Genomic DNA, 22,532 nt, shown 5'->3' with positions numbered 1-22,532 from the left:
ACGTAACACGGGCAAACGCCTCATGGACCGCATCCACCCCGACCGAGCCCACCCTCTGCACATGCTGACCAGCACGCGCGCGCTGGAAGCCGCATGGTTGCAGCAACTTCCCGCACACACCCTGATGCAGCGCGCTGGCCAAGCACTGGCCCGATTGGCCCAGGCATTGGCCCCTCATGCCCAAACCATCTGGGTGGCCTGCGGCAGCGGCAACAACGGCGGCGATGGCTGGGAGGCCGCATATCACCTCCAATTGCAGGGATTCAAGCCCGTGGTGACCTGGCTGGGCCAGCCCGGTCGCTGCAGCGCCGACACCCTGACCAGCCGCCAGGCCGCCCTTCGGGCTGGCGTGATCTGCCAGGATCAGCCACCAGAACTGGGGCAGGACGACCTGTGCATCGACGCCCTGCTCGGCATTGGACTGACGCAGCAGGCAGAGCGCCCTGCCCCCCCATTGGCCGACACCCGACTGACCGATTGGATTGAGCGCATCAACTGCAGCAGGGCCCAGGTGCTTGCTGCCGACATCCCTTCGGGCCTGAGCGCCGACCAAGGCACGCCCGCACTGACCGCTGGCGCAGTCCGCGCTGATCACACCCTGAGCCTGCTGACACTGAAACCAGGGCTCTTCACAGCCCAGGGTCGCGACCATGCCGGCACGGTTTGGCTGGATACATTGGGTGTGCCGCTGCAAGCGACACCAGCCGATGCCTGGCTCAGCCCGCCCCCGACACCTCGCATCCAGGCATTTGGCAGTCATAAAGGCAGCTACGGCGATGTGCAGGTGCTGGGCGGAGAAGGTCTGAACCAGCGCGGACTGGGCATGACCGGCGCCGCCCTGCTGGCGGGCCGGGCCGCTCTGCACGCCGGAGCAGGGCGCGTTCTGGTCGGCCTGCTGGACACGGACGAAGCACGCCTGTCCGTCGACATGGCTCAGCCCGAATTGATGCTGCGCACCCCGGAAGCCTTGAGCCTGAAGAACGGTGTTCTGGTCTGTGGCTGCGGCGGTGGCGACGCGATTGAGCGCTGGGTTCCCAAAGCCCTGGCAGAGGCACCTTGCCTGCTGCTGGATGCCGATGCCTTGAACGCCCTGGCGCGACATCCGGACTGGATGTCGCAGCTGGCAACGCGTCGGCAACGCGGTTGGGACACCGTACTGACACCCCACCCCCTTGAGGCAGCACGGCTTCTGGACACCACGGCAGCCGCCGTCCAGAGCGACCGCCTGGCCGCCGCTCAGGCCCTGGCCGCCCGAACCGACGCCGTCGTGGTACTAAAGGGGTCGGGCACCGTGATCTCCCAGACCGATCAGACACCCCACATCAACCCCACTGGCAACGCCCACCTGGCCACAGCAGGCACTGGCGACGTGCTGGCCGGCCTGATCGGAGCCCTCTGGGCACGGCCCGGGATGCAGGCCTTCGACGCCGCCCGCGAGGGCGTCTTCGTGCACGGCTCGGTGGCAGACCAATGGCCTGCCCATCAGGCCTTCACCGCCGGCACGCTGGCCAGCGCCTTGCGCCGGCAGTGACTCGACAAGTCGGGCCTCAGCCCCGTCCCGCGAAAGGCATCTTGGTCGCCATCACGGTGTGGAACATGACATTGGCCTCCAGCGGCAAGCTGGCCATGTAAAGCACCGACTGGGCCACGATGTTCACATCCATCAAGGGCTCAATCGCCAGCTCGCCATTGGCCTGCGGCACACCCTTGGCCATGCGCGCAGCCAAATCGGTGGCGGCATTGCCCACATCGATCTGACCGACGGCGATGTCGTACTTGCGGCCATCGAGGGAGGCCGTCTTGGTCAACCCCATCACCGCATGTTTGGTGCTGGTGTAGGCCACCGAATTGGGGCGCGGCGTGTGCGCCGAGATCGAGCCATTGTTGATGATGCGCCCACCCTGGGGCTGCTGCGCCTTCATGACGCGGAACGCTTCGCGCACGCACAGGAACATGCCCGTCAGATTGGTGTCCACCACGCGACGCCAATCTGCCAAGGTCAAGTCCTCCAAGAGCACGCCCGGGGCATTGATGCCGGCATTGTTGAACAGCAGGTCAACCCGACCCCAGGCTTTCACCGTGGCCGAAAAAAGCGCGGCCACTGCCTGCTCGTCGCCCACATCGCAAGGCACCACCAGGGCCCGCTCGGCAGCCCCCGAACCGTCTGCCACCTGCTGCAACAGTTCAACACGCCGCCCCGCCAGGGCAACGGCGTAGCCGGCACCCAGCAAGGACAGCGCCACGGCGCGCCCGATGCCCGAGCCCGCCCCAGTGACGATCGCGACACGAAGCGCCGAAGCGCCCGATGTTGTGGATGAAGTCAAAAAAAGCTCCTGTATAGGCCGTGGCCCGGGGCCACGGCAGGGTCGGCAACGAGGTCAACGGTGGGATTTGCCACGGCCGCCCTTTGCACTCTTCTTCTTGGCCGCTGCGGCCGCCTTCTTCACCGAGGCCTTCAAGGCCTGGATGGGCGAGCGGGGAATCAGATCAGCGCTCGAACCGGACCGGGACGACGTGCGTGCCGGGGCTTCCAGCTTCTCGTCCTGCCTGGAAGCGCTGCGGGCCTTTTTGCTCGCACTGCGCGAACTTCCTGACGTAGACGCCACACCGGCCTTGTCTCGTTGCGGCCTGCCCGTCAGAGCCTCCCCCTCATGAACCAGGCGGAAGTCGATCTTGCGGCCATCCAGGTCCACGCGGCTGACCTGCACCCGCACACGACTGCCGATGGCGTAGCGGATGCCCGTGCGCTCGCCACGCAACTCCTGGCGCGCCTCGTCGAACTTGAAGTACTCGCCCCCCAGTTCGGTGATGTGCACCAGGCCCTCGACATACATGGCGTCCAAGGTCACGAAGATGCCAAAGCTGGTGGCAGCCGAGACCACGCCACCAAACTCCTCACCCAGGTGCTCGCGCATGTATTTGCACTTGAGCCAGGCTTCCACATCACGGCTGGCCTCATCCGCACGGCGTTCATTGGCGCTGCAATGCAGGCCGGCCGCTTCCCAGGCCTGGGTCTCGGCCGTGGCCTTGCGCGGCTTGACAGAAGGCTCTTTCACCCGCGACGCGAGGCGGCGCGCCAGCTTGGTGTGGGCTTCGCCAGGCGTGGGCAAGGCTGGCAACTGGTAGCGCGACTTGCCCAGGATGGCCTTGATCACGCGATGCACCAGCAGATCCGGATAACGACGGATCGGGCTGGTGAAATGGGTGTACGCCTCAAAGGCCAAACCGAAGTGGCCGCTGTTGATCGGCGTGTAGATGGCCTGCTGCATGGAGCGCAGCAGCATGGTGTGGATCTGCTGGGAATCAGGTCGGTCCTTGGTGGCTTCTGCAATCGCCTGGAACTCGCCCGGCAGGGGCTCATCACTGACCGACAAGCCGACGCCCATGGCCTTGAGGTAATTGGCCAGCAGTTCACGCTTCTCGGGCGTGGGGCCCTCGTGGACACGGAACAGCCCGGGGTGCTTGCCCTGGCCGATGAAGTCAGCACTGCAGACATTGGCCGCCAGCATCGCTTCCTCGATCAGCCGATGCGCATCGTTGCGGGTGCGCGGCACGATCTTCTCGATGCGACCACTGTCATCGCACACGATCTGGGTTTCGGTGGTGTCGAAATCCACCGCGCCGCGGGTACGGCGAGCGCCCAACAGGGCCCGGTAGACATCGTGCAGGTCCAGCAGGTGGGGCACAAGTGCCTTGCGGCGCGCAGCCTCAGGGCCTTTGGTATTGGCCAGAATGGCTGCCACCTCGGTGTACGTGAAACGCGCATGGCTCCACATCACTGCCGGGTAGAACTGGTAGGCATGGATCTCGCCCTTGGCGTTGATCAACATGTCGCACACCATGCAAAGCCGATCCACCTCGGGGTTGAGCGAACACAGGCCGTTGGAGAGCTTCTCGGGCAGCATCGGGATCACCCGGCGCGGGAAATACACGCTGGTGGCACGTTCGTAAGCGTCAATGTCGATGCCCGAACCCGTGTGAACATACTGACTCACGTCGGCGATCGCCACCAACAGACGCCAACCCTTGCCACGCCCGACGCGGGCCGGTTCGCAATAGACGGCATCGTCAAAGTCACGCGCATCTTCACCATCAATGGTCACCAGTGGAACGTCCGTCAGGTCGATGCGATCACGCTTGTCAGAGGGCCGCACCTTGTCCGGCAGGGCTTTAGCCTCGTCAAGACAGGCTTGCGAAAACTCGTGCGGCACACCGTACTTGCGCACCGCAATCTCGATTTCCATGCCTGGGTCATCCACCTCACCCAGCACCTCGGTGATGCGACCCACCGGCTGACCAAACAAGGCCGGGGGCTCGGTGAGGTCAACCACCACCACCTGACCGGGCTTGGCGGTCCCCGTAGCCCCTTTGGGAATCAACACATCCTGACCATAGCGCTTGTCTTCAGGCGCCACGAGCCAGACACCGCTCTCTTGAAGCAAACGGCCAATGATGGGTTGCGCGGGTCGCTCGATGATTTCCACCACACGCCCCTCAGGACGACCGCGGCGATCGGAGCGCACGATGCGGGCCTTGACCCGATCCTTGTGCAACACCGCCCTCATTTCATTGGGTGGCAAGTAGACGTCCGGCTCGCCGTTGTCACGGACCACGAACCCGTGTCCATCACGGTGTCCTTGGACGACACCTTCAAATTCATCTGGAAAATTGTTCACTGACTTGCTTTGGCCTAAATTTTTGATATACAATCGAATTCTTCCTGAGATGCCCAGGTGGCGGAATTGGTAGACGCACTAGTTTCAGGTACTAGCGAGTAACATCGTGGAGGTTCGAGTCCTCTCCTGGGCACCAAGTTTAATGAAAACGAACTCAATATTCGGTTTCAAATGCACTAAAATCAGGAAATATTATTTGTCGAATGACTGCCCAGGTGGCGGAATTGGTAGACGCACTAGTTTCAGGTACTAGCGAGTAACATCGTGGAGGTTCGAGTCCTCTCCTGGGCACCAGTCTTCGATAAACATATGCAAAAAGCCGCTGTTTCAGCGGCTTTTTTGTTTTTCACTTCAATCCCCGAAAATCACCGCCCCACAAAAAAGCCCCGAACACCTCACGGCGCCGGGGCTTTTGAAGCAAACAGAAAAAAGCCAGGGGCTTCAGATGGGCAAAGCCACCAGGTCATGCCCCTCTGCGGCCACGATGCGGGCGCGGGTGAACTCACCCACCTTCAGGGTCTTGCTGATCTTTTCGGGCGGCAACAAACGCACCACACCGTCAATCTCAGGGGCATCAGCGTAACTGCGCCCCACCCCGCCACGGCGACCCATGGCCGGAGCCGAGTCCACCAGCACCTGCATGGTGGCCCCTACGCGGCGTTGCAGACGCTCGATGGACACCTCTTCAGCCACTGCCATGAACCGAGCGCGACGCTCCTCCCGAACCTCGGGCGGCAACATGCCCGGAATCTCATTGGCAGCTGCGCCCTCCACCGGACTGTAGGCAAAGCATCCCGCGCGATCGATCTGCGCCTCGCGAACAAAGTCAAGCAGATGCTGAAACTCTTCCTCCGTCTCACCCGGAAAGCCCGCAATGAAGGTGCTGCGGATCACCAACTCCGGACAGATCTCGCGCCAACGCTGGATGCGCTCCAGGTTCTTTTCACCACTGGCCGGGCGCTTCATGCGCCGCAACACCTCAGGATGGCTGTGCTGGAACGGCACATCCAAGTAGGGCAAGACCCGACCGGAGGCCATCAGAGGCAGGATCTCATCCACGCTGGGGTAGGGGTACACATAGTGCAGGCGCACCCAGGCACCATGCGGCTCAGCCAACTCACTCAGGGCCTGCACCAACTCGAGCATGCGGGTCTTGACCGGCTTGCCATCCCAGAAACCCGTGCGATATTTGACATCCACACCGTAGGCCGAGGTGTCCTGACTGATCACCAGCAATTCCTTGACCCCGCCTTCGAACAAGGCGCGCGCCTCCTTCAGCACATCACCAACCGGGCGTGACACCAGATCACCGCGCATGGAAGGGATGATGCAGAAGGTGCAACGGTGATTACAGCCCTCGCTGATCTTCAGGTAGGCGTAGTGCCGTGGCGTCAGCTTGATGCCCGCATCCCCGAATGCATTGGGAACGAGATCGATGAAGGGATCATGCGGCTTGGGCAGATGCTGGTGCACCGCATCCATCACCTCCTGGGTGGCGTGAGGCCCCGTCACTGCGAGCACGCTGGGGTGCATCTGACGCACCAGGTTCTCACCGCCTTGCGCCTGCTTGGCCCCCAGGCAACCCGTGACAATCACCTTGCCGTTTTCAGCCAAGGCCTCGCCAATCGTGTCGAGGCTCTCCTTGACCGCATCATCAATGAAGCCACAGGTGTTGACTATGACGAGATCGGCACCCTCGAAAGTTTTGGAGGTCTGATAGCCCTCAGCACTGAGCTGGGTCAGGATCAATTCGGAGTCGGTAAGCGCCTTGGGACACCCAAGGCTCACAAATCCAACACGGGGAACCGGCTGGCCAGCGGCCACGGAAGAAGGGGGAACAAGAACTTCACTCATCGGCGTATTGTCCCAGTTCTGACCGACAACGGGCCAGGGCGGGCGCAATACCCGCCGCCTGACCGCCGAAAAAGCTCAGCGCTTCAGGCCAAAAGCACCCAGCATCTGCTCGGTCTGCTTCTGCATTTGCTCCTGCATCTGGCTCAGCAGCGATTTGGACTGCTCGGTGTACCCACCCATCATGCTTTGTAGAACCGGTGACTGCATGCTCATGAATTGAGCCCACATCTCTGGCGAAACACTCTTGGATTGCGCCTGCAACTGAGTCTGCATCTCGGAAAAGGCCTGGATGTTCTTTTCGATGTACGAACCCATGAAGCCCTGCATGGCATGCCCATAGAAACGGATGATGCTGGACAACACCGCCTCCGTGAACATGGGCGCCCCGCCCGCCTCTTCTTCGAGAATGATCTGCAACAGAATGCTGCGGGTCAGATCGTCATTGGTCTTGGCATCGCGAACCACAAAGGATTCGCTGTCCATCACCAGTTGACGCACCTCAGCCAGGGTGATGTAGGTGGAGGTGTCGGTATCGTACAGGCGCCGATTCGGGTACTTCTTGATGATCCGCTGAGACGGTTTGGCGGCTGCTTTCTTGCTTTGCACGTATGAGGCTCCTCGATCCTGGACAGACCGAAATATCGATGGGATCGTCACATTCTAGGGAGCACACCCGAGCCAACAGCCAAGGTTTACCCTGACCGGCTATTGTCAACCCGAACGCGACGGACGAAGACAATCTTTCCGGATCCCCGTCACGACATCGCAGCATCTCAAATGAGAGAGGGAGCAGATGAAATCGGACGCGGAAAAAGAAAAAGCCACCCATGGGGTGGCTTTTCAAGTTTGGAAGCTCTTGGGCTTCCGGGTCAGTTTACCGATGTTGCGAAGTCTGGTTATCTTCGCTCGGATAAACTGGTAGGCGCGATTGGACTCGAACCAACGACCCCCACCATGTCAAGGTGGTGCTCTAACCAGCTGAGCTACGCGCCTGTCTGTATTCGAGAATGTAGAGTATACAGCGGAATTTTTGTGTTTTTGGAAAAATCACAAAAAAGTTGAAATTTCCACTTCAACTCAGCGGCGCTTGGCCCACCTCACTCCCGACACCGAGGCCACCAACGACAGCACCTTGCTCAGTCGCGCTGAGTCTGAAACCTCCACGGTGAACGTCATCCAGGCCGTGCCCTTGACGGACTGGGTCTGCACACCGATCACATTGGTCTTCTCGCGGGCAAACACCTCCGAGATGTCGCGCAACAAACCTTGCCGGTCGGCGGCTTCGATCGCCACATCCACCGGGTACCGGGCCAGGTCTTCACCTTTGGCCCGCCCCCATTCCACCTCGATGACGCGCTCGGCACTGCGGGCGGCCATCTCGCGGAAGTTGCTGCAATCGAGCCTGTGCACGCTGACGCCCTTGCCCCGGGTCACAAAGCCCCCGATGGCATCCGGCGGCGCGGGCTTGCAGCATTTCGCCAGTTGGGTCATCAACGAATCGATGCCCACCACCAGCACCCCACCCTTGGGGGCCTTTTCAACGTTGCGCGACTTCTTCAGCAGCAGGTAGTCATCGGGCTCCAGCACCGGCTCCGGCGGGCGCAGCAGGTTCTCGATGTTGCGCAGCGAGAACTCATCCTTGCCCACCACCTCGAACAGGGCATCGGCCGACTTGAAGCCCAGCTGCGACGCCAGGTCGACCAGCTTGACCGCCGTCTTGCCTTCGCGCTGAAGCAACTTCTCGACCGCTTCACGCCCACGGGCGATGGTTTCGTGCGTGATCTGGGCATTGAACCAGGCCCGCACCTTGGCGCGAGCTCGGTTGCTGTTCAAGAACCCCAGCTCGGCATTCAGCCAATCCCGCGAAGGCCCGCCCTCTTTGGCCGCCACGATCTCCACCGTCTGGCCGTTTTGCAGCGGCGTGTTCAAAGGCACCATGGCGCCATCGATGCGGGCGCCCCGGCAGCGGTGCCCCACGTCGGTGTGCACCGCATAGGCGAAATCGACCGGCGTGCCGCCCTGGGGCAACTCCACAATCGCAGCGTTCGGCGTCAGCACATAGATGCGATCTTCAAACAACCCACCGCTGGGCTGGGTGCCCGACAGGTCACGCTCCCAGGCCAGCAACTGGCGCAGCACCGCAATCTTGGCGTCGTAATCACTGCTGGCCGACACCCCGGCATACCCTTTGGTGCCAGCCTCCTTGTAGGCCCAGTGCGCGGCCACGCCATGCTCGGCGTGGTCGTGCATGGCCTGGGTGCGGATCTGGATCTCGATCGCCTTGCCCGCCTCGTCGCGCACCACCGTGTGCAAAGACTGGTACCCATTGGGCTTGGGCTTGGCGATGTAGTCATCAAACTCGGCATCGATGGGCGTGAAGCGGTCATGCACCCAGCCCAGCACGGTGTAGCAATCCTTGATCGAGGACACGATCACCCGCAGCGCGCGCAGATCGAACACCTGCTCGAACCCCAAACCCTTGCCGCGCATCTTCTTGACGATGCTGTAAATGTGCTTGGGACGCCCCTGCACGCTGGCACGGATGCCCTGGGTCTGCAGTTCCGACTCCAGGCGCAGGCGCAAAGCGGCCATCGAGGCCTCGCGCTCGGCGCGCTTTTCATCGAGCAGACGAGCCACCTCCCGGTAGGTATCAGGCTCGATGAACCGAAAGGCCAGGTCTTCCAGTTCCCACTTGATCTGCCAGATGCCAAGTCGGTTGGCCAGCGGCGCAAACACGTGCAGTGACTCGCGGGCCAGGCTGGGCGGAATCGGCTGCTTCGAGGCCGCGTAATAACGCAAGGTCTGCAGCCGCGAGGCCAAACGCAGCAACACCACGCGAAGATCGCGCGAGAAGGCGAGCAGCATCTTGCGCACGTTCTCATGCTGCACCGCCGGGTCGTCCAGCAGTTGCTGTGCTGTACGGGCCTGCTGCTGGATGCGGATCAGTTGGGTGGTCTCGACCGCCAGCGTGGCGAACTGGTCACCAAACACCTTGCTCAGCACCTCCTGGGGCTTGTTCAGGTGCTCGCAGGCGTAGACGAGGTAGGTGGCGGCCTGCATCGCCTCCGAGCCGCCGATCATGCGCAGGATGGCGGCCTCGGCGTCGGCATGGGCCAGCGTGCTCTCGCCGGAGACCAGCAACTGATCCACCAGGAAGGGCTCGGCAAAGGCGCGAGCCCGGGCCAGGATGTCGGCCTGCCCCTGCAACTCTCTGGCGGTCGCTGCGATCAGCGGCGCCACCGGCTCGGAACGGAAAGGCGAGCCCTCAGGCTCCACCAGAGGAGGGGTCATCAGAATCAGGAAAGCGGTGCTTCAGCAGCAAAAATGAAGTTGACGAGGGTATCACGCTGATCCTGGGCGATCAGCGTCGGCGCATGGCCTACGCCCGCTAGCTCCACCACCCGGGCATGGGGTCCGCGCTCGGCCATGGCCTGTGCCGTCGACGGCGACAGCAGATCGGATTGCGCCCCACGCAGCAACAGCGTCCGGGCCTGGATCTGGTCATAGAGCTGCCAAAGCGCCGCTTCGCCGCGCAGCGCGTCTTCCTCCTGCAAGGCACGAAACGGCAGGGCAATCGCCGGGTCGTAGTGCAAACCCAGGCCACCGCCAGGCAACTCGCGCAGCATGGGTCGGGTCAGTGCCAGCCATTGTTCGCGGGTGTGGGGCCCAAAGCCGGTGGAGATCAGCCACAACGCAGCAGCGGCCTGTTTCTCATCGGCAAACTGCACCGGCTGCCCCAGGTAGGTGCCAATGCGCTGCAAGGCGCTCCACTGGATCACCGGCCCCACATCATTGAGCACCAGACGGTGCACAGGCTGAGGCAGGGGAATGCCGGGCTGGCCCGCCAGCACCATGCCGATCAAGCCGCCCATGCTGGTGCCGATCCAGTCCAGGCAGGTGACAGGCGACTGCTGCTGCAACTGCGCCAGCAAGGCCACCATGTCAGCAGCGTACTGAGGGATCTGGTAATGCGCCGCGTTGACCAGCCGGTCGCTCTGGCCGCGCCCGACCACGTCAGGGCAGATCACGCGCACAGGGTGCCCGGCACGGGCCACCAGATCCTGGGCCAGCACATCGAAATCGCGCCCCTGCCTAGAAAGACCATGCACGCAAACGATCACATGCCCGGCCTGGGCATCCCCCCAGGCCCAATAGGCCATGCGGTGCCCGCCATCGGCGTCCGGACAGCTTACGTAGTTCAGCGTAGGATCATTCATGGTGCCTTCCAGGGCCAACTCTCGGCTCGATAATCTTTGTTCACTGCATCCTAATTGATCTGGAGATTCCTCATGTTGAATGGCAAGACAGCTCTTGTGACCGGCTCCACCAGCGGCATCGGTCTGGGCATCGCGAAGGCGCTGGCCCGCCAGGGCGCCAACCTGATCCTGAATGGTTTTGGCGACGCCTCGGCGCCCCAGGCCGAAGTGGCAGAGGCCGGCAAAGCCCATGGCGTGCAGGTGGCCTTCCACGGCGCCGACATGAGCAAGCCGGCCGAGATCGCCGACATGATCGAGTTCGCCAACACCCGCTTCGGGGGGGTGGACATCCTGGTCAACAACGCGGGCATCCAGCACGTGGCGCGCGTGGAAGACTTTCCGATCGAGAAATGGGACGCCATCCTGGCCATCAACCTGTCCAGCGCATTCCACGCCACCCGCCTGGCCCTGCCCGGCATGAAGACCAAGAACTGGGGGCGCATCATCAATGTGGCGTCGGTGCACGGCCTGGTCGGTTCGGCTGAAAAGTCCGCCTATGTGGCGGCCAAGCATGGCGTCGTCGGGCTGACCAAGGTCACCGCCCTCGAAAACGCCACCAGCGGCATCACTTGCAACGCCATCTGCCCGGGCTGGGTGTTGACCCCTCTGGTGCAAAAACAGGTCGATGCCAAGGCCGCCGCCCACCAATGGACCAACGAACAGGCTACCCGTGAGCTGCTGGGCGAAAAAGAACCCTCGATGCAGTTCACCACCCCCGAAGAATTGGGCGAGCTGGCCGTGTTCTTCTGCTCCCCCGCCGGCAACAACGTGCGCGGCGTCGCGTGGAACATGGACGGCGGCTGGACGGCGCAATAAGCCGCCCCTCCCAAGCGCCCCCTGCCGGGCCGCTCAGTTCATCTGGATCGAGCCCGACACGGTGACCGTCACCGTGCTGCGGCCAGCCTCCACCGGCAGATCGGCAGCCGCCATCGGCGAGGCCATCTTGGCCTCCGCGGCCATCAGCCGGGGGCGAGGCGAATACCCGCCATCGGACGAACTCACATTCACCTCGCGCAGCGAGTAGCCGGCAAAGCCGAACTGCCGGGTCAGATCAGCGGCACGCGCCTTGAAGCTCTGAATCGCACGGCTCTGCGCCTCGGCCTCCAGCTGCTGGCGCTGCTCGCGGCTGAGCGAAAAATTCAATTGAGTGACGTTCAGGCCCGAAATCCGCGAGGCCGCCGCCGTCAAGGCCGGAATGTCCCGCCCTTCCAGAACCACCTCGGCCGAGCCTTGCCAGCCATTGATCTTTCCCTCGCGCCCGTAGCGAGGAAAGACCGAAAAGCTGCCGCTGCGCACCTCGACCTGCCCGGGTTTGGCCTGCTTTCTGGCCTCGTTCATGGCCGGCTCCAGCACAGCACGCAGCTGCGCCTGCACCTGGGCTGCATCAGAGCCCTCCCGGACCACCCCCAGCGTCAGGCTCAGCCAATCCTGCACCACCTCCACCGAGCCCGAACTCTGCAACTGCAGCACGTTATGCGGTACTGGCACGGGCACGCTCTGCGCCTGCGCACACCAGGGCACCATCGCCCACACCCCGCCGGCCAAGACCAGCCCTCGCAGCAAAGAAGATCGAGACACGTGAAAACTCCTGATCATTGACACACCAGGAAACCAGGGTAAACACCTCTGGTATCGGGCGAATCACGGCCAAAACGGCCTGAATAAACCAATTACCGACAAGACGAACGTCAAGCACTGAACATCATGTAGGACACCGGCGGCTAGTTAAGGAAAGCGCTGTAACAGTATGTGATATCGATCCCAAAACGCTGGCCTTTTGGTTGTTACAAGTCTCAAAATCGCACTTGTTACAAATCAGGTCAATGCCATGAACACTTCCAATACCCGCACAGACAAGATTCTGGTCGTCGATGACGATGCCCGCATCCGCGACCTGCTCAGACGCTACCTGAGCCAAGAAGGCTTTGAAGTCATGGTGGCCGAAGATGGCAAGGCGCTCAACCGCATCCTGCTGCGCGAATCGGTCGACCTCATCGTGCTGGACTTGATGATGCCCGGTGAAGACGGCCTGTCCATCTGCCGCCGCCTGCGTGCCGCCAATGACCGCACCCCCATCATCATGCTCACCGCCAAGGGTGAAGACGTGGACCGCATCGTGGGCCTGGAGGTGGGTGCCGACGACTACCTGGGCAAGCCTTTCAACCCGCGCGAACTGCTGGCCCGCATCCACGCCGTGCTGCGCCGTCGCCCCCCCCAAGAGGCCCCGGGTGCCCCCTCGGGTGACAACGAGCAGGTCACCTTCGGACCTTTCACCTTCGATCTGGGCACCCGTGCCCTGCACCGCAACGGCGAAGAGCTGCCACTGACCACCGGCGAATTCGCCATGCTCAAGGCACTGGTGCGCCACCCGCGCCAACCCCTGTCGCGCGAAAAGCTGGCCCTGCTGGCCCGAGGCCGCGAATTCGAGCCTTTTGATCGCAGCCTGGATGTGCAAGTGTCACGTCTTCGCAAGTTGATTGAAATTGATGCTGCCGCTCCGCGGTATATTCAAACCGTGTGGGGAGTCGGTTACGTGTTTGTGCCGGACGGCGGTAATTGAGCTGCCCCAGGCAAATCGACGGCGCCCTGGGCGCCGTTTTTCATGGCGCCTCCAAGCAGAACGACCGAGTCCAAGAAGACCACGACGTGAGAAAAAAGAATACCCATGCGCCGATGAATCAGGTTGATGCCACCAGTCCGGCCCCTCTGGAGATGACCCAGCAGGCGCGTGGAGCGCGTGCGCGGGTCAGCCTGAACCTGTTCTGGCGCACCTTTTTCCTGCTGGCCATCCTGCTGATCGGTAGCATCCTGGCCTGGTTGCAAACCCTGCGCGCGCTGGAGCTGGAGCCGCGGGCGCTGCACACAGCCCAGCAGATCGCCTCGCTGGTCAATCTCAGCCGCGCCGCCCTGCTGCACGCCGATGGTATTGCCAGACTGTCCCTGATCAAGACCATGGCTGACCAGGAGGGCCTGCGCATCCTGCCGCGCGAGCCCAACGACCAGTTTGAAATGTTCGAAGCCGACAACGCCCTGGGCCAGCGCGTGACGGCCGAGGTGATCGAACGCCTGGGCCCCGGCACCGTGGTGGCGCAACGCGTCAACCACGAGCCCGGCCTGTGGGTGGGCTTCGAGATCAATGGAGACTCCAACTGGCTGTTGATGGACCGGGCCCGCTTCAGCCCGGCCAGCGGTCGCACCTGGCTGATCTGGATGATCACGGCCGCGGTGCTGTCGCTGGCGGGTGCCGCGGCCATTGCCCGGCTGATCAACAAACCCCTGCAGCAACTGTCATTTGCGGCCAACCGGGTGCGCGACGGCGACTTTGACGCCAGCCATCTGGACGAGCAGGTCGCCACCAGCGAGATCCGCGAGGTCAACATCGGCTTCAACCGCATGGCCGAAAAGCTGGCCAAGGTGGAGCAGGACCGGGCCATCATGCTGGCCGGCATCTCCCACGACCTGCGCACCCCCCTGGCCCGTCTGCGGCTGGAAACCGAGATGAGCGTGGCCGACACCGATGCACGCAACCACATGGTGGCCGATATCGTGCAGCTCGACGCCATCATCGACAAGTTTCTGGATTACGCCCGCCCCGATCACGTGGAGCTCAAGACAGTGCGGCTGGCCGATGTGGTCGACTCCTGTCTGTACGGGGTGCAAGACGACCCCGAACTGAAGATCCATGTCTCGTTGCAGGACGACCCCCATGTGCTGGCCGATGAGGTCGAACTGGCCCGGGTGTTGTCCAACCTGATCGAGAACGCCCGCCGTTACGGCAAGACGCCCGGCACCCCCGTGTCGGTGATCGAAATCGCCGCCCGCGCCCGCGAGGAATGGGTGCTGCTCAAAGTCAGGGACCACGGACCCGGCGTGCCCCCCGACATCCTGGCCGATCTGGTCAAACCCTTCTTCCGAGGCGATGCCGCCCGCACCCACGCCACTGGCGCGGGCCTGGGCCTGTCCATCGTCAACAAGACCATCCAGCGCATGGGCGGCATGTTTGTGCTGGCCAACAGCAGCAGCGGGGGCCTGGCGGCCCATATCAAGCTGCAGCGGGCCTGAGCAAAGGCCTGTTGTAGCGGTCTGCTCAGCCCAGCAACAGCACCACGGCCCGGGCTTCCATGCTCAGGCCCTGGCCCACCGGGCCCAGTTTCTCGGCCGTCTTGGCCTTCACGTTCACCTGCGACACCTCCAGGCCCAGCACCGCAGCAATGCGCTCGCACATGGCCGGGATGTGGGGCATCAGCTTGGGCGCCTGTGCAATCACGGTGCTGTCGATGTTGTTGATGCGCCAGCCCTGGGCCTGCACACGGCGTGCCGCCTCGGCCAGCAGCACCGTCGAATCAGCGCCCTTGAAACGTGCATCCGTGTCCGGAAAATGCCGGCCAATGTCGCCCAGCCCGGCGGCGCCCAGCAAGGCATCGGTGATGGCATGCAGGAGCACATCGGCGTCGGAGTGGCCCAGCAGACCCAATGTGTGGGGCACCTCCACCCCGCCCAGAATCAGCTTGCGCCCGGGCACCAGCGCATGCACATCCCAGCCCTCGCCCACACGCAGCTTCATGGCTTGGCCTCCAGCACGGCCTGGCGGGCCTGCAACACGGCCGCCGCCAAGGTGAAGTCATCGGGGTAGGTCACCTTGAAATTGACCCCGGCCGCCGGCACCAGCAAGGGCGAAAAGCCCAGCGCCTCGACCGCTGCGGCCTCATCCGTCACGGCCAGTCCGCTGGCGTTCAGCGCCTGCTGCAACAGGCCCAGGCGGAACATCTGCGGCGTCTGCGCCAGCCATTTGTCCTGCCGGTCCAGCGTGGCGGCCACCCGGCCCGCAGCACCGCTTTTGAGCGTGTCTGCCAGCGGCTGGGCCAGCAGACCACCCACAGGGTCGTTCCAGCAGGCCTCGATCAAGGCCCGTACCTGGGTCGGGGTGATCAGGCAACGCGCAGCGTCATGCACCAGCACCCAGTCGTCGGCCACCGCGCCCAGGGTGCTGAGCACCCCCAGGCCGTTCAGCACGCTCTCGGCGCGTGAAGCGCCCCCGCAATCGGCCACATGGCAGCCCTCGGCCAGGCCGGCCTGCTCCAGGGTGTTGTCGCCCGAGGCCACCACCACCAGCACGCCGGCCAGCCCAGGCGTGGCCGCAAACGCCGCCAGGGTGTGGGCCACCAGGGGCTGCCCGGCCAGTGGCTGGTATTGCTTGGGGCCGGCCGAACCGGCCCGCGAGCCCGAGCCCGCGCAGGGGATGAGCACCCAGCATCGAGGTGACGTCGGGGGCGAGGCTGGGGATGAGGCCAGTGGCGAAGGGGGGTTTTGAGGTGTGAGATCGGTCATATCAGGTCGCCCATTCTAAAATCCCTGCATGCACACCCCCCGTCATTTGCCACGGGGGGTGTTTGCCATTGCTGGACGCCATGGAACTGCCCAAACTCTCGCCCGGAAAACGTTTCACCCTGCCCCGCCCCGTGGGCTCCGCCGATGCCTTGTTGCTGGCCCGCCTGGGCTTGCGCGAAAAAGCCGCCGGCCGCCCCACCGCCATCGTCACCGCCGACGCCAGCGATGCCCAGCGCCTGATCGACGAGATCGCCTTCTTTGCCCCTGGTCTGCGCTGCGCGCTGTTTCCCGACTGGGAAACCCTGCCCTACGACACCTTCTCGCCCCACCAGGACCTGATCTCCGAGCGCCTGGCCACGCTGTGGCGCATCCAGCAGCGCGACAAGGACACCGGGGCCGACGTGGTCATCGTGCCGGCCACCACCGCGCTGTACCGGGTGGCACCGCCCTCGTTCCTGGCGGGCTACACCTTCCACTTCAAGGTCAAGCAAAAGCTCGACGAGGCCAAGCTCAAGAGCCAGCTCACCCTGGCCGGCTACAGCCACGTCACGCAGGTGGTCAGCCCGGGTGAATACGCCGTGCGCGGTGGCCTGATCGATCTGTTCCCGATGGGCTCGGCCATGCCCTTCCGGGTGGACCTGTTCGATGACGAGATCGACTCCATCCGCACCTTCGACCCCGACAGCCAGCGCAGCCTCTATCCCGTGCCCGAGGTGCGCCTGCTGCCCGGGCGCGAGTTCCCCATGGACGACGCGGCCCGCGCCAAATTCCGCAGCCGTTGGCGCGAGCTGCTGGAGGGCGACCCCACCAAGAGCCGCGTCTACAAGGACATGGGCAACGGCGTGGCCACGGCAGGTATCGAGTACTACCTGCCGCTGTTCTTCGACGACACGGCCACCGTGTTCGACTACTTGGGCACCGACGCCACCGTGGTGCTGCATGGCGACCTGGAGCCCGCCTTCCAGCGCTTCTGGCAAGACACCCGAGACCGCTTCCGCCTGATCCAGGGCGACCCCGACCGGCCCGCCCTGCCCCCCGAGGCCCTGTTCCTGAGCATGGAGCAGTTCTACGGCCGGGCCAACGAGCACGCCCAACTCTCCATCCGCCCTGAAAGCCCCCAAAGCCCTGAAAAGGCCAACAGTGACGACAGCGACGACAGCGCCAGCGTGCAAAAGCTGGGCGACCTGTCGGTGCTGCGCGGCACCGAAGACCCGCTGGCACGCCTCAAGGCCCACCTGAGCAGCCCGGGCACGCAGCGCGTGCTGCTGCTGGCCGAAAGCGATGGCCGGCGTGAAAGCCTGCTCGACTTCCTGCGCGCCGGGGGTGTCAACCCACCGGCCTTCGATTCGCTGGCCGAGTTCGAGGCCGAGACCACCGAGCCCCTGGGCATTGCCACCGCGGCCCTCACCGTGGGCTTTCGCTGGCTCGCCCCGGGCATCGACTTCGTCACCGAGACCGAGCTCTTCGCCGCCGGCGCCACCACCCGCCGGCGCAAGAAGCAGGAGCAGGTCAGCGACGTCGAAGCCCTGATCAAGGACCTGGCCGAGCTCAACGTGGGCGACCCCGTGGTGCACGCCCAGCACGGCATCGGGCGCTACCGTGGCCTGGTCAACATGGACCTGGGCCAGGGCAAGAACACCGACGGCACGCCCGCCATGCAAGAATTTTTGCACCTGGAGTACGCCGACAAGGCCGTGCTCTACGTGCCCGTCAGCCAGCTGCAGCAGATCAGCCGCTACACCGGCGTGAGCGCCGACGAGGCCCCGCTGCACAAGTTGGGCAGCGGCCAATGGGACAAGGCCAAACGCCGCGCCGCCGAACAGGTGCGCGATGCCGCGGCCGAGCTGCTCAACATCTACGCCCGCCGCGCCGCCCGCGAAGGCCATGCCTTCCGCTACTCGCCGCAAGACTACGAGGTGTTCGCCAACGACTTCGGCTTTGAAGAGACCGCCGACCAGCGCGCCGCCATCCATGCCGTGGTCCAGGACATGATCAGCCCCCGCCCCATGGACCGCCTGGTCTGCGGCGACGTGGGCTTCGGCAAGACCGAGGTGGCCCTGCGCGCCGCCTTCGTGGCCGTCACCGGCGGGCGCCAGGTGGCCTTTCTGGCCCCCACCACCCTGCTGGCCGAACAGCACTACCAGACCCTGGTCGACCGCTTTGCCAAATGGCCCGTGAAGATCGCCGAGATGAGCCGCTTCCGCTCGGCCAAGGAGATCAGCGCCGCCGCCAAGGGCATCGCCGAAGGCACGGTCGACATTGTGGTGGGCACCCACAAGCTGCTCAGCGAAAGCGTCAAGTTCAAGAACCTGGGCTTGCTGATCATCGACGAGGAGCACCGCTTTGGCGTACGCCACAAAGAGGCCATGAAGGCCCTGCGCGCCGAGGTCGACGTGCTCACCCTCACCGCCACCCCCATCCCCCGCACCCTGGGCATGGCCCTGGAAGGCCTGCGCGACCTCAGCGTGATCGCCACCGCGCCGCAACGCCGTCTGGCCATCAAGACCTTTGTGCGCAACGAAGGCACCGGCGTGATCCGCGAAGCCGTGCTGCGCGAGCTCAAGCGCGGCGGCCAGGTCTACTTTCTGCACAACGAGGTCGAGACCATCGAGAACCGGCGCCAGAAGCTTGAAGAAATCCTGCCCGAGGCCCGCATCGCCATCGCCCACGGCCAGATGCCCGAGCGCGAGCTGGAGCGCGTGATGCGCGACTTCGTGGCCCAGCGCTTCAACCTGCTGCTGTGCTCCACCATCATCGAGACCGGCATCGACGTGCCCAGCGCCAACACCATCGTGATGAGCCGCGCCGACAAGTTCGGCCTGGCCCAGCTGCACCAGCTGCGCGGCCGCGTGGGCCGCAGCCACCACCAGGCCTATGCCTACCTGATGGTGCCCGACATCGAAGGCCTGACCAAGCACGCCGCCCAGCGCCTGGAGGCCATCCAGGCCATGGAAGAACTGGGCAGCGGCTTTTACCTGGCCATGCACGACCTGGAGATCCGCGGCGCCGGCGAGGTGCTGGGCGAAAACCAGAGCGGCAACATGCTTGAGGTGGGTTTCCAGCTCTACAACGAGATGCTGTCCGAGGCCGTGCGCAGCCTGAAGGCCGGCAAGGAGCCCGACCTGCTGGCCCCGCTGTCGGTCACCACCGACATCAACCTGCACGCCCCGGCCCTGCTGCCCGACGACTACTGCGGCGACGTGCACCTGCGCCTGTCGTTCTACAAGAAGCTGGCAACGGCCCGCACCCCCGACCAGATCGACACCCTGCTCGAAGAGATCGTCGACCGCTTCGGCAAGCTGCCCGCCCAGGCCCAGACCCTGATCGACGTGCACCGCCTGCGCGTGCTGAGTGCGCCCTACGGCGTGGTCAAGGTCGATGCCGCCCCGGGCGTCATCACCATCACCTTCAAGCCCAGCCCGCCGATCGACCCGATGCGCATCATCGAGCTGATCCAGAAGCACCGCCACATCAAGCTCGCGGGCAACGAGAAGCTGCGCATCGAACGCGAGGTGAAAGACCCCAAGGACCGCGCTCAGGCCGTGCGCGACATCCTGCGCCAGCTGGGCCAACCCCTGGCCGTGGCCTGATCCACGGGGCCTGCCATGGAAACTGCCCTGCCCTGGCTGCTGGACCTGGAAGCCGGCCTGCTCGCCGCCGCCCTGCTGCTGGCCCTGTGGCTGCGGCCCTGGCGGCTGATGGCCGGCAGCGCCCTGCTGTCGCCGGTGCTGGGCTGCCTGGTGCTGCTGCCGGGCCTGTGGGCCCTGCCCTCGCTGCACGCCATGCCGCTGCAACTGCAGTGGTCGGGCGCTTGCCTGGCCCTGCTGATGCTGGGTTGGCCGCTGGCGGTGCCGGTGCTCACCGGGGTGGCCATCCTGGCCGGCCTGCTGGCCAAACTGCCCCCGGCTGCGGTGATCGACATGGCCTTCTGGCAAGGCGTTCTGCCCGCCACCCTGGCCCTGTTGCTGGGCGCGGCGATCCGGCGCTGGATCGGGCCCCACCTCTTCGTCTACACCCTGGGCCGGGCCTTTCTGGGCACGGTGCTGTGCAACTTCGCCGCCACCTTGCTGGGCCAGTGGCTGGGCCACGAGCTGCCCGGCGTCGGCAGCGACCTCTCGGTCATTGCCCACTGGCTCATGGCCTGGGCCGACGGCTTCATGACCGGCATGCTGACCGCCATCTTCGTGGCCTTCCGCCCGCAATGGCTGGCCACCTGGTCGGATGGGCTGTACCTCAAGCGCCCCTGAAGGGACAGCTGAGCCGCTGACCTGAGCAGGCAAAATCACACTCTATTTCGCAGAACACACCCAATCCGCATGGCACCCATGAGCACCCAAGAATTCGCCCCCGGCCTCGTGATCCAGGGCTTCACGCCCCCGTTCGACCTCAGCGCCTACAAGCTGATCGCCTTCGACATGGATTCCACCCTGATCAACATCGAGTGCGTGGACGAGATCGCCGACGCCGCCGGCCGCAAGGCCGAGGTGGCCGCCATCACCGAAGCCGCCATGCGCGGCGAGATCACCGACTACAAAGAAAGCCTGCGCCAGCGCGTGGCCCTGCTCAAGGGCGTGACCGAGGCCCACATGCTGCAGGTGTACGAGCAGCGCCTGCAGCTCAACCCCGGGGCCGCCGAGCTGGTCGCGGCCTGCAAGGCCGCCGGCCTCAGGGTGCTGCTGGTCAGCGGCGGCTTCACCTTCTTCACCGACCGCATCCGGGCACGCCTGGGCATCGACTTTGCGCGCTCCAACGTGCTCGAAGTGCAGGACGGCGTGCTGACGGGCCGCATGGTCGACCAGCCCTGGGGCGACATCTGCGACGGCGCCGAAAAACGCCGCACCCTGCTCGAGGTGAGCACCCTGATGGGCATCCCCGCCAGCCAGACCATCGCCATGGGCGACGGCGCCAACGACCTGCCCATGATGGGCGTGGCCGGCCTGTCGGTGGCCTACCACGCCAAGCCGCGCGTGCGCGCCGAGGCCATGGTGGCCATCAACCAGGGCGGCCTGGACCGCCTGCTCGAACTCAGCCGCCAGGGTTGAACCGGGCGCTCAGTCGCCCGGGCCCGCGTTGAACCCGGGTGACAGTGGGGCTGTCGCTCTGCCGCCAGAATGGCGCGATGCCCGCGCCATCCCCACCCACCCCACAGCCCACCCACGCGCATCCCAACCCCGCGGCCCTGGCGGGCCAGCAGCGCCAGCTCTGGGTGATGCTGCTCACCCTGTGCCTGGGCTTCACGCTCAGCCAGGCTTACCGCACGGTGGCCGCGATGATGGCCGCGCCGCTGCAGGCCGAGTTCGACCTGTCGACCGGTCAGCTGGGGCTGTTTGCGGGCATTTTCCATTTCGCCTTCGGGGCCTTGCAGATCTTCATGGGCATCAGCATCGATCTGTACGGCATCCGCCGCACCCTCCTGCTGGCCATGCCGCTCACCGTGCTCGGCTCCATCGTGTCGGCACTGGCCCCAGGCCTGGGCACCCTGTTGCTGGGCCAGGCCCTGATCGGGGCCGGTTGTGCGCCGGCGTTTCTGGTCTGCACGGTGTACATCGCGCGCCGCTTTCCGGTGGAGCGTTTTGCGGCGGTGTCGGGCCTGGTCATGGGCCTGGGGGGCCTGGGCCTGCTGATCACGGGCACACCACTGGCCTGGCTGATCGAGCTGAGCTCGTGGCGCGCAGGCTTTGCGGTGCTGGGCGGGGGCTCGGCCCTGGCTTGGTGTTGCGCCTGGGTGGGGGTGCGCGAGCCCGAAGCGCCGAAAGTCGCTGAATCCACTGAAGCCCACCCGACCGAGTCGGTCCCCCAGGCCCTGCGCAGTGCGGCACGCCTGCTGGCCCTGCCCCACACCTGGGGCATCCTGGCGCTGGCCTCGGTCACCTACGCCTCGTTCATCAGCTTGCGCGGGCTGTGGCTGGGCCCGATGCTGCTGCAACGCCACGGCTTCAGCCTGGTGCAATGCGGCAACGTGGCGCTGGCCGTGTCGGTGGTGGGCTTGTTCGGGCCGCCGCTGTTCGGACGACTGCAGCTGGAGGGGGCCCGGCGACGGCGCTGGATCATCGGCTTCAGCACCATGCTGGCGCTGTTGTTCGGCCTGCTGGCCTGGTCGCCCCTGGCCTGGCTGAGCGTGCTGGCCAGCCTGGTGATCGGCTTTGGCTGCGGCTTCATCATCTTGCAGTACGCCGATGTACGCGCCTCGTACCCGCCCGAACTCACGGGGCGGGCCCTGGCGGTCTACACCATGGCCATGTTCCTGGGCATTGCCCTCATGCAGTGGGTGACCGGCGCGGTGGCGGCCTGGGCCCAACTGCACCAGGTTGAGACCTTTGTGGCCGTCAACAGCACGATCATGGCCATGCTGCTGCTGGGCACGGCGGCCTTCAGGGGGCTGCCGGCGGCCCCGGCGGTGCGCTGAACCCGGTCAGCC

Annotated in this window: 17 protein-coding genes and 3 tRNA genes; 10 read left to right on the top strand and 10 right to left on the bottom strand. The window is 64.8% G+C overall.

Translation table 11 applies throughout. From position 1 onward, the window contains the following. The first annotated feature begins 22 nt into the window (after window positions 1-22). A complete protein-coding gene (locus F624_RS0105185; protein WP_019573207.1) occupies window positions 23-1,531 on the top strand; it encodes a bifunctional ADP-dependent NAD(P)H-hydrate dehydratase/NAD(P)H-hydrate epimerase in 1,509 nt (502 codons plus the stop codon). 16 nt (window positions 1,532-1,547) lie between these two features. Here F624_RS0105185 and F624_RS0105180 read toward each other — a convergent pair whose 3' ends face one another. Further along, complete coding sequence (locus F624_RS0105180) at window positions 1,548-2,324, bottom strand: SDR family oxidoreductase (protein ID WP_051107323.1); 777 nt, start codon at window positions 2,322-2,324, stop codon at window positions 1,548-1,550. A gap of 54 nt (window positions 2,325-2,378) precedes the next feature. Further along, window positions 2,379-4,709, bottom strand: coding sequence for a ribonuclease R (gene rnr / locus F624_RS0105175; RefSeq protein WP_051107322.1), 2,331 nt, complete (start codon window positions 4,707-4,709; stop codon window positions 2,379-2,381). An 18-nt stretch (window positions 4,710-4,727) separates the two neighbouring features. Here rnr and F624_RS0105170 point away from each other — a divergent pair. Then, window positions 4,728-4,812: transfer RNA gene (locus F624_RS0105170), tRNA-Leu, on the top strand. Window positions 4,813-4,885: 73 nt separating this feature from the next. Beyond that, a tRNA-Leu gene (locus F624_RS0105165) sits at window positions 4,886-4,970 on the top strand. 147 nt (window positions 4,971-5,117) lie between these two features. On the opposite strand, the gene rimO is transcribed toward F624_RS0105165, so the two are convergent. The 5 genes from rimO to F624_RS0105140 all read right to left on the bottom strand — a co-directional run bounded on the left by rimO (window position 5,118) and on the right by F624_RS0105140 (window position 10,747). Beyond that, the gene (gene rimO / locus F624_RS0105160; protein ID WP_031254167.1) at window positions 5,118-6,530 is read right to left on the bottom strand and encodes a 30S ribosomal protein S12 methylthiotransferase RimO; all 1,413 of its coding nucleotides are present in this window, start codon (window positions 6,528-6,530) and stop codon (window positions 5,118-5,120) included. Window positions 6,531-6,605: 75 nt separating this feature from the next. Further along, on the bottom strand, window positions 6,606-7,136 hold the full coding sequence (gene phaR, locus F624_RS0105155) for a polyhydroxyalkanoate synthesis repressor PhaR (RefSeq protein ID WP_019573202.1): 531 nt from the start codon (window positions 7,134-7,136) through the stop codon (window positions 6,606-6,608). 310 nt (window positions 7,137-7,446) lie between these two features. Further along, a tRNA-Val gene (locus F624_RS0105150) sits at window positions 7,447-7,523 on the bottom strand. 84 nt (window positions 7,524-7,607) lie between these two features. Then, a complete protein-coding gene (locus F624_RS0105145) occupies window positions 7,608-9,821 on the bottom strand; it encodes a RelA/SpoT family protein (RefSeq protein WP_019573201.1) in 2,214 nt (737 codons plus the stop codon). 5 nt (window positions 9,822-9,826) lie between these two features. Then, window positions 9,827-10,747, bottom strand: coding sequence for an alpha/beta fold hydrolase (locus F624_RS0105140; protein ID WP_031254166.1), 921 nt, complete (start codon window positions 10,745-10,747; stop codon window positions 9,827-9,829). Between the two features lie 72 nt (window positions 10,748-10,819). On the opposite strand from F624_RS0105140, the gene F624_RS0105135 reads away from it, so the two are divergent. After that, window positions 10,820-11,602, top strand: coding sequence for a 3-hydroxybutyrate dehydrogenase (locus F624_RS0105135; protein ID WP_019573199.1), 783 nt, complete (start codon window positions 10,820-10,822; stop codon window positions 11,600-11,602). A gap of 33 nt (window positions 11,603-11,635) precedes the next feature. Here F624_RS0105135 and F624_RS0105130 read toward each other — a convergent pair whose 3' ends face one another. After that, a complete protein-coding gene (locus F624_RS0105130; protein ID WP_420536254.1) occupies window positions 11,636-12,310 on the bottom strand; it encodes an SIMPL domain-containing protein in 675 nt (224 codons plus the stop codon). A gap of 304 nt (window positions 12,311-12,614) precedes the next feature. Between F624_RS0105130 and ompR the strand changes: the two genes are divergently transcribed. Next, window positions 12,615-13,346, top strand: coding sequence for an osmolarity response regulator transcription factor OmpR (gene ompR, locus F624_RS0105125; protein ID WP_019573197.1), 732 nt, complete (start codon window positions 12,615-12,617; stop codon window positions 13,344-13,346). Between the two features lie 113 nt (window positions 13,347-13,459). Continuing rightward, window positions 13,460-14,848, top strand: a complete 1,389-nt coding sequence (locus F624_RS0105120; protein ID WP_051107321.1) for an ATP-binding protein — start codon at window positions 13,460-13,462, stop codon at window positions 14,846-14,848. A 25-nt stretch (window positions 14,849-14,873) separates the two neighbouring features. On the opposite strand, the gene ispF is transcribed toward F624_RS0105120, so the two are convergent. Together ispF and ispD are read right to left on the bottom strand one after the other, a co-directional pair. Next, entirely contained in the window at window positions 14,874-15,350 is a 477-nt protein-coding gene (gene ispF / locus F624_RS0105115; RefSeq protein WP_019573195.1) for a 2-C-methyl-D-erythritol 2,4-cyclodiphosphate synthase, read from the bottom strand. Beyond that, on the bottom strand, window positions 15,347-16,033 hold the full coding sequence (ispD, locus tag F624_RS0105110; protein WP_019573194.1) for a 2-C-methyl-D-erythritol 4-phosphate cytidylyltransferase: 687 nt from the start codon (window positions 16,031-16,033) through the stop codon (window positions 15,347-15,349). Before ispD ends, ispF begins: the two co-directional genes overlap by 4 nt. 161 nt (window positions 16,034-16,194) lie before the next feature. On the opposite strand from ispD, the gene mfd reads away from it, so the two are divergent. The 4 genes from mfd to F624_RS0105090 all read left to right on the top strand — a co-directional run bounded on the left by mfd (window position 16,195) and on the right by F624_RS0105090 (window position 22,520). Next, window positions 16,195-19,704 (top strand): transcription-repair coupling factor, encoded by a 3,510-nt coding sequence (gene mfd, locus F624_RS0105105; protein ID WP_031254159.1) that lies wholly within the window; start codon window positions 16,195-16,197, stop codon window positions 19,702-19,704. Window positions 19,705-19,719: 15 nt separating this feature from the next. After that, window positions 19,720-20,361: a hypothetical protein gene (locus tag F624_RS0105100; RefSeq protein WP_019573192.1), complete on the top strand. Its 642-nt coding sequence runs from the start codon at window positions 19,720-19,722 to the stop codon at window positions 20,359-20,361. Window positions 20,362-20,439: 78 nt separating this feature from the next. Continuing rightward, window positions 20,440-21,156, top strand: coding sequence for a phosphoserine phosphatase SerB (gene serB, locus F624_RS0105095; protein WP_019573191.1), 717 nt, complete (start codon window positions 20,440-20,442; stop codon window positions 21,154-21,156). 77 nt (window positions 21,157-21,233) lie between these two features. Next, window positions 21,234-22,520, top strand: a complete 1,287-nt coding sequence (locus F624_RS0105090) for an MFS transporter (RefSeq protein ID WP_337955948.1) — start codon at window positions 21,234-21,236, stop codon at window positions 22,518-22,520. Window positions 22,521-22,532: the final 12 nt, after the last annotated feature.

Source organism: Curvibacter lanceolatus ATCC 14669 (assembly GCF_000381265.1).
GTDB classification, from domain to species: Bacteria; Pseudomonadota; Gammaproteobacteria; order Burkholderiales; family Burkholderiaceae_C; genus Curvibacter; species Curvibacter lanceolatus.
The sequence above is the reverse complement of the archived record's forward strand: the minus strand, read 5'-3'. Positions and strand labels throughout refer to the sequence as shown.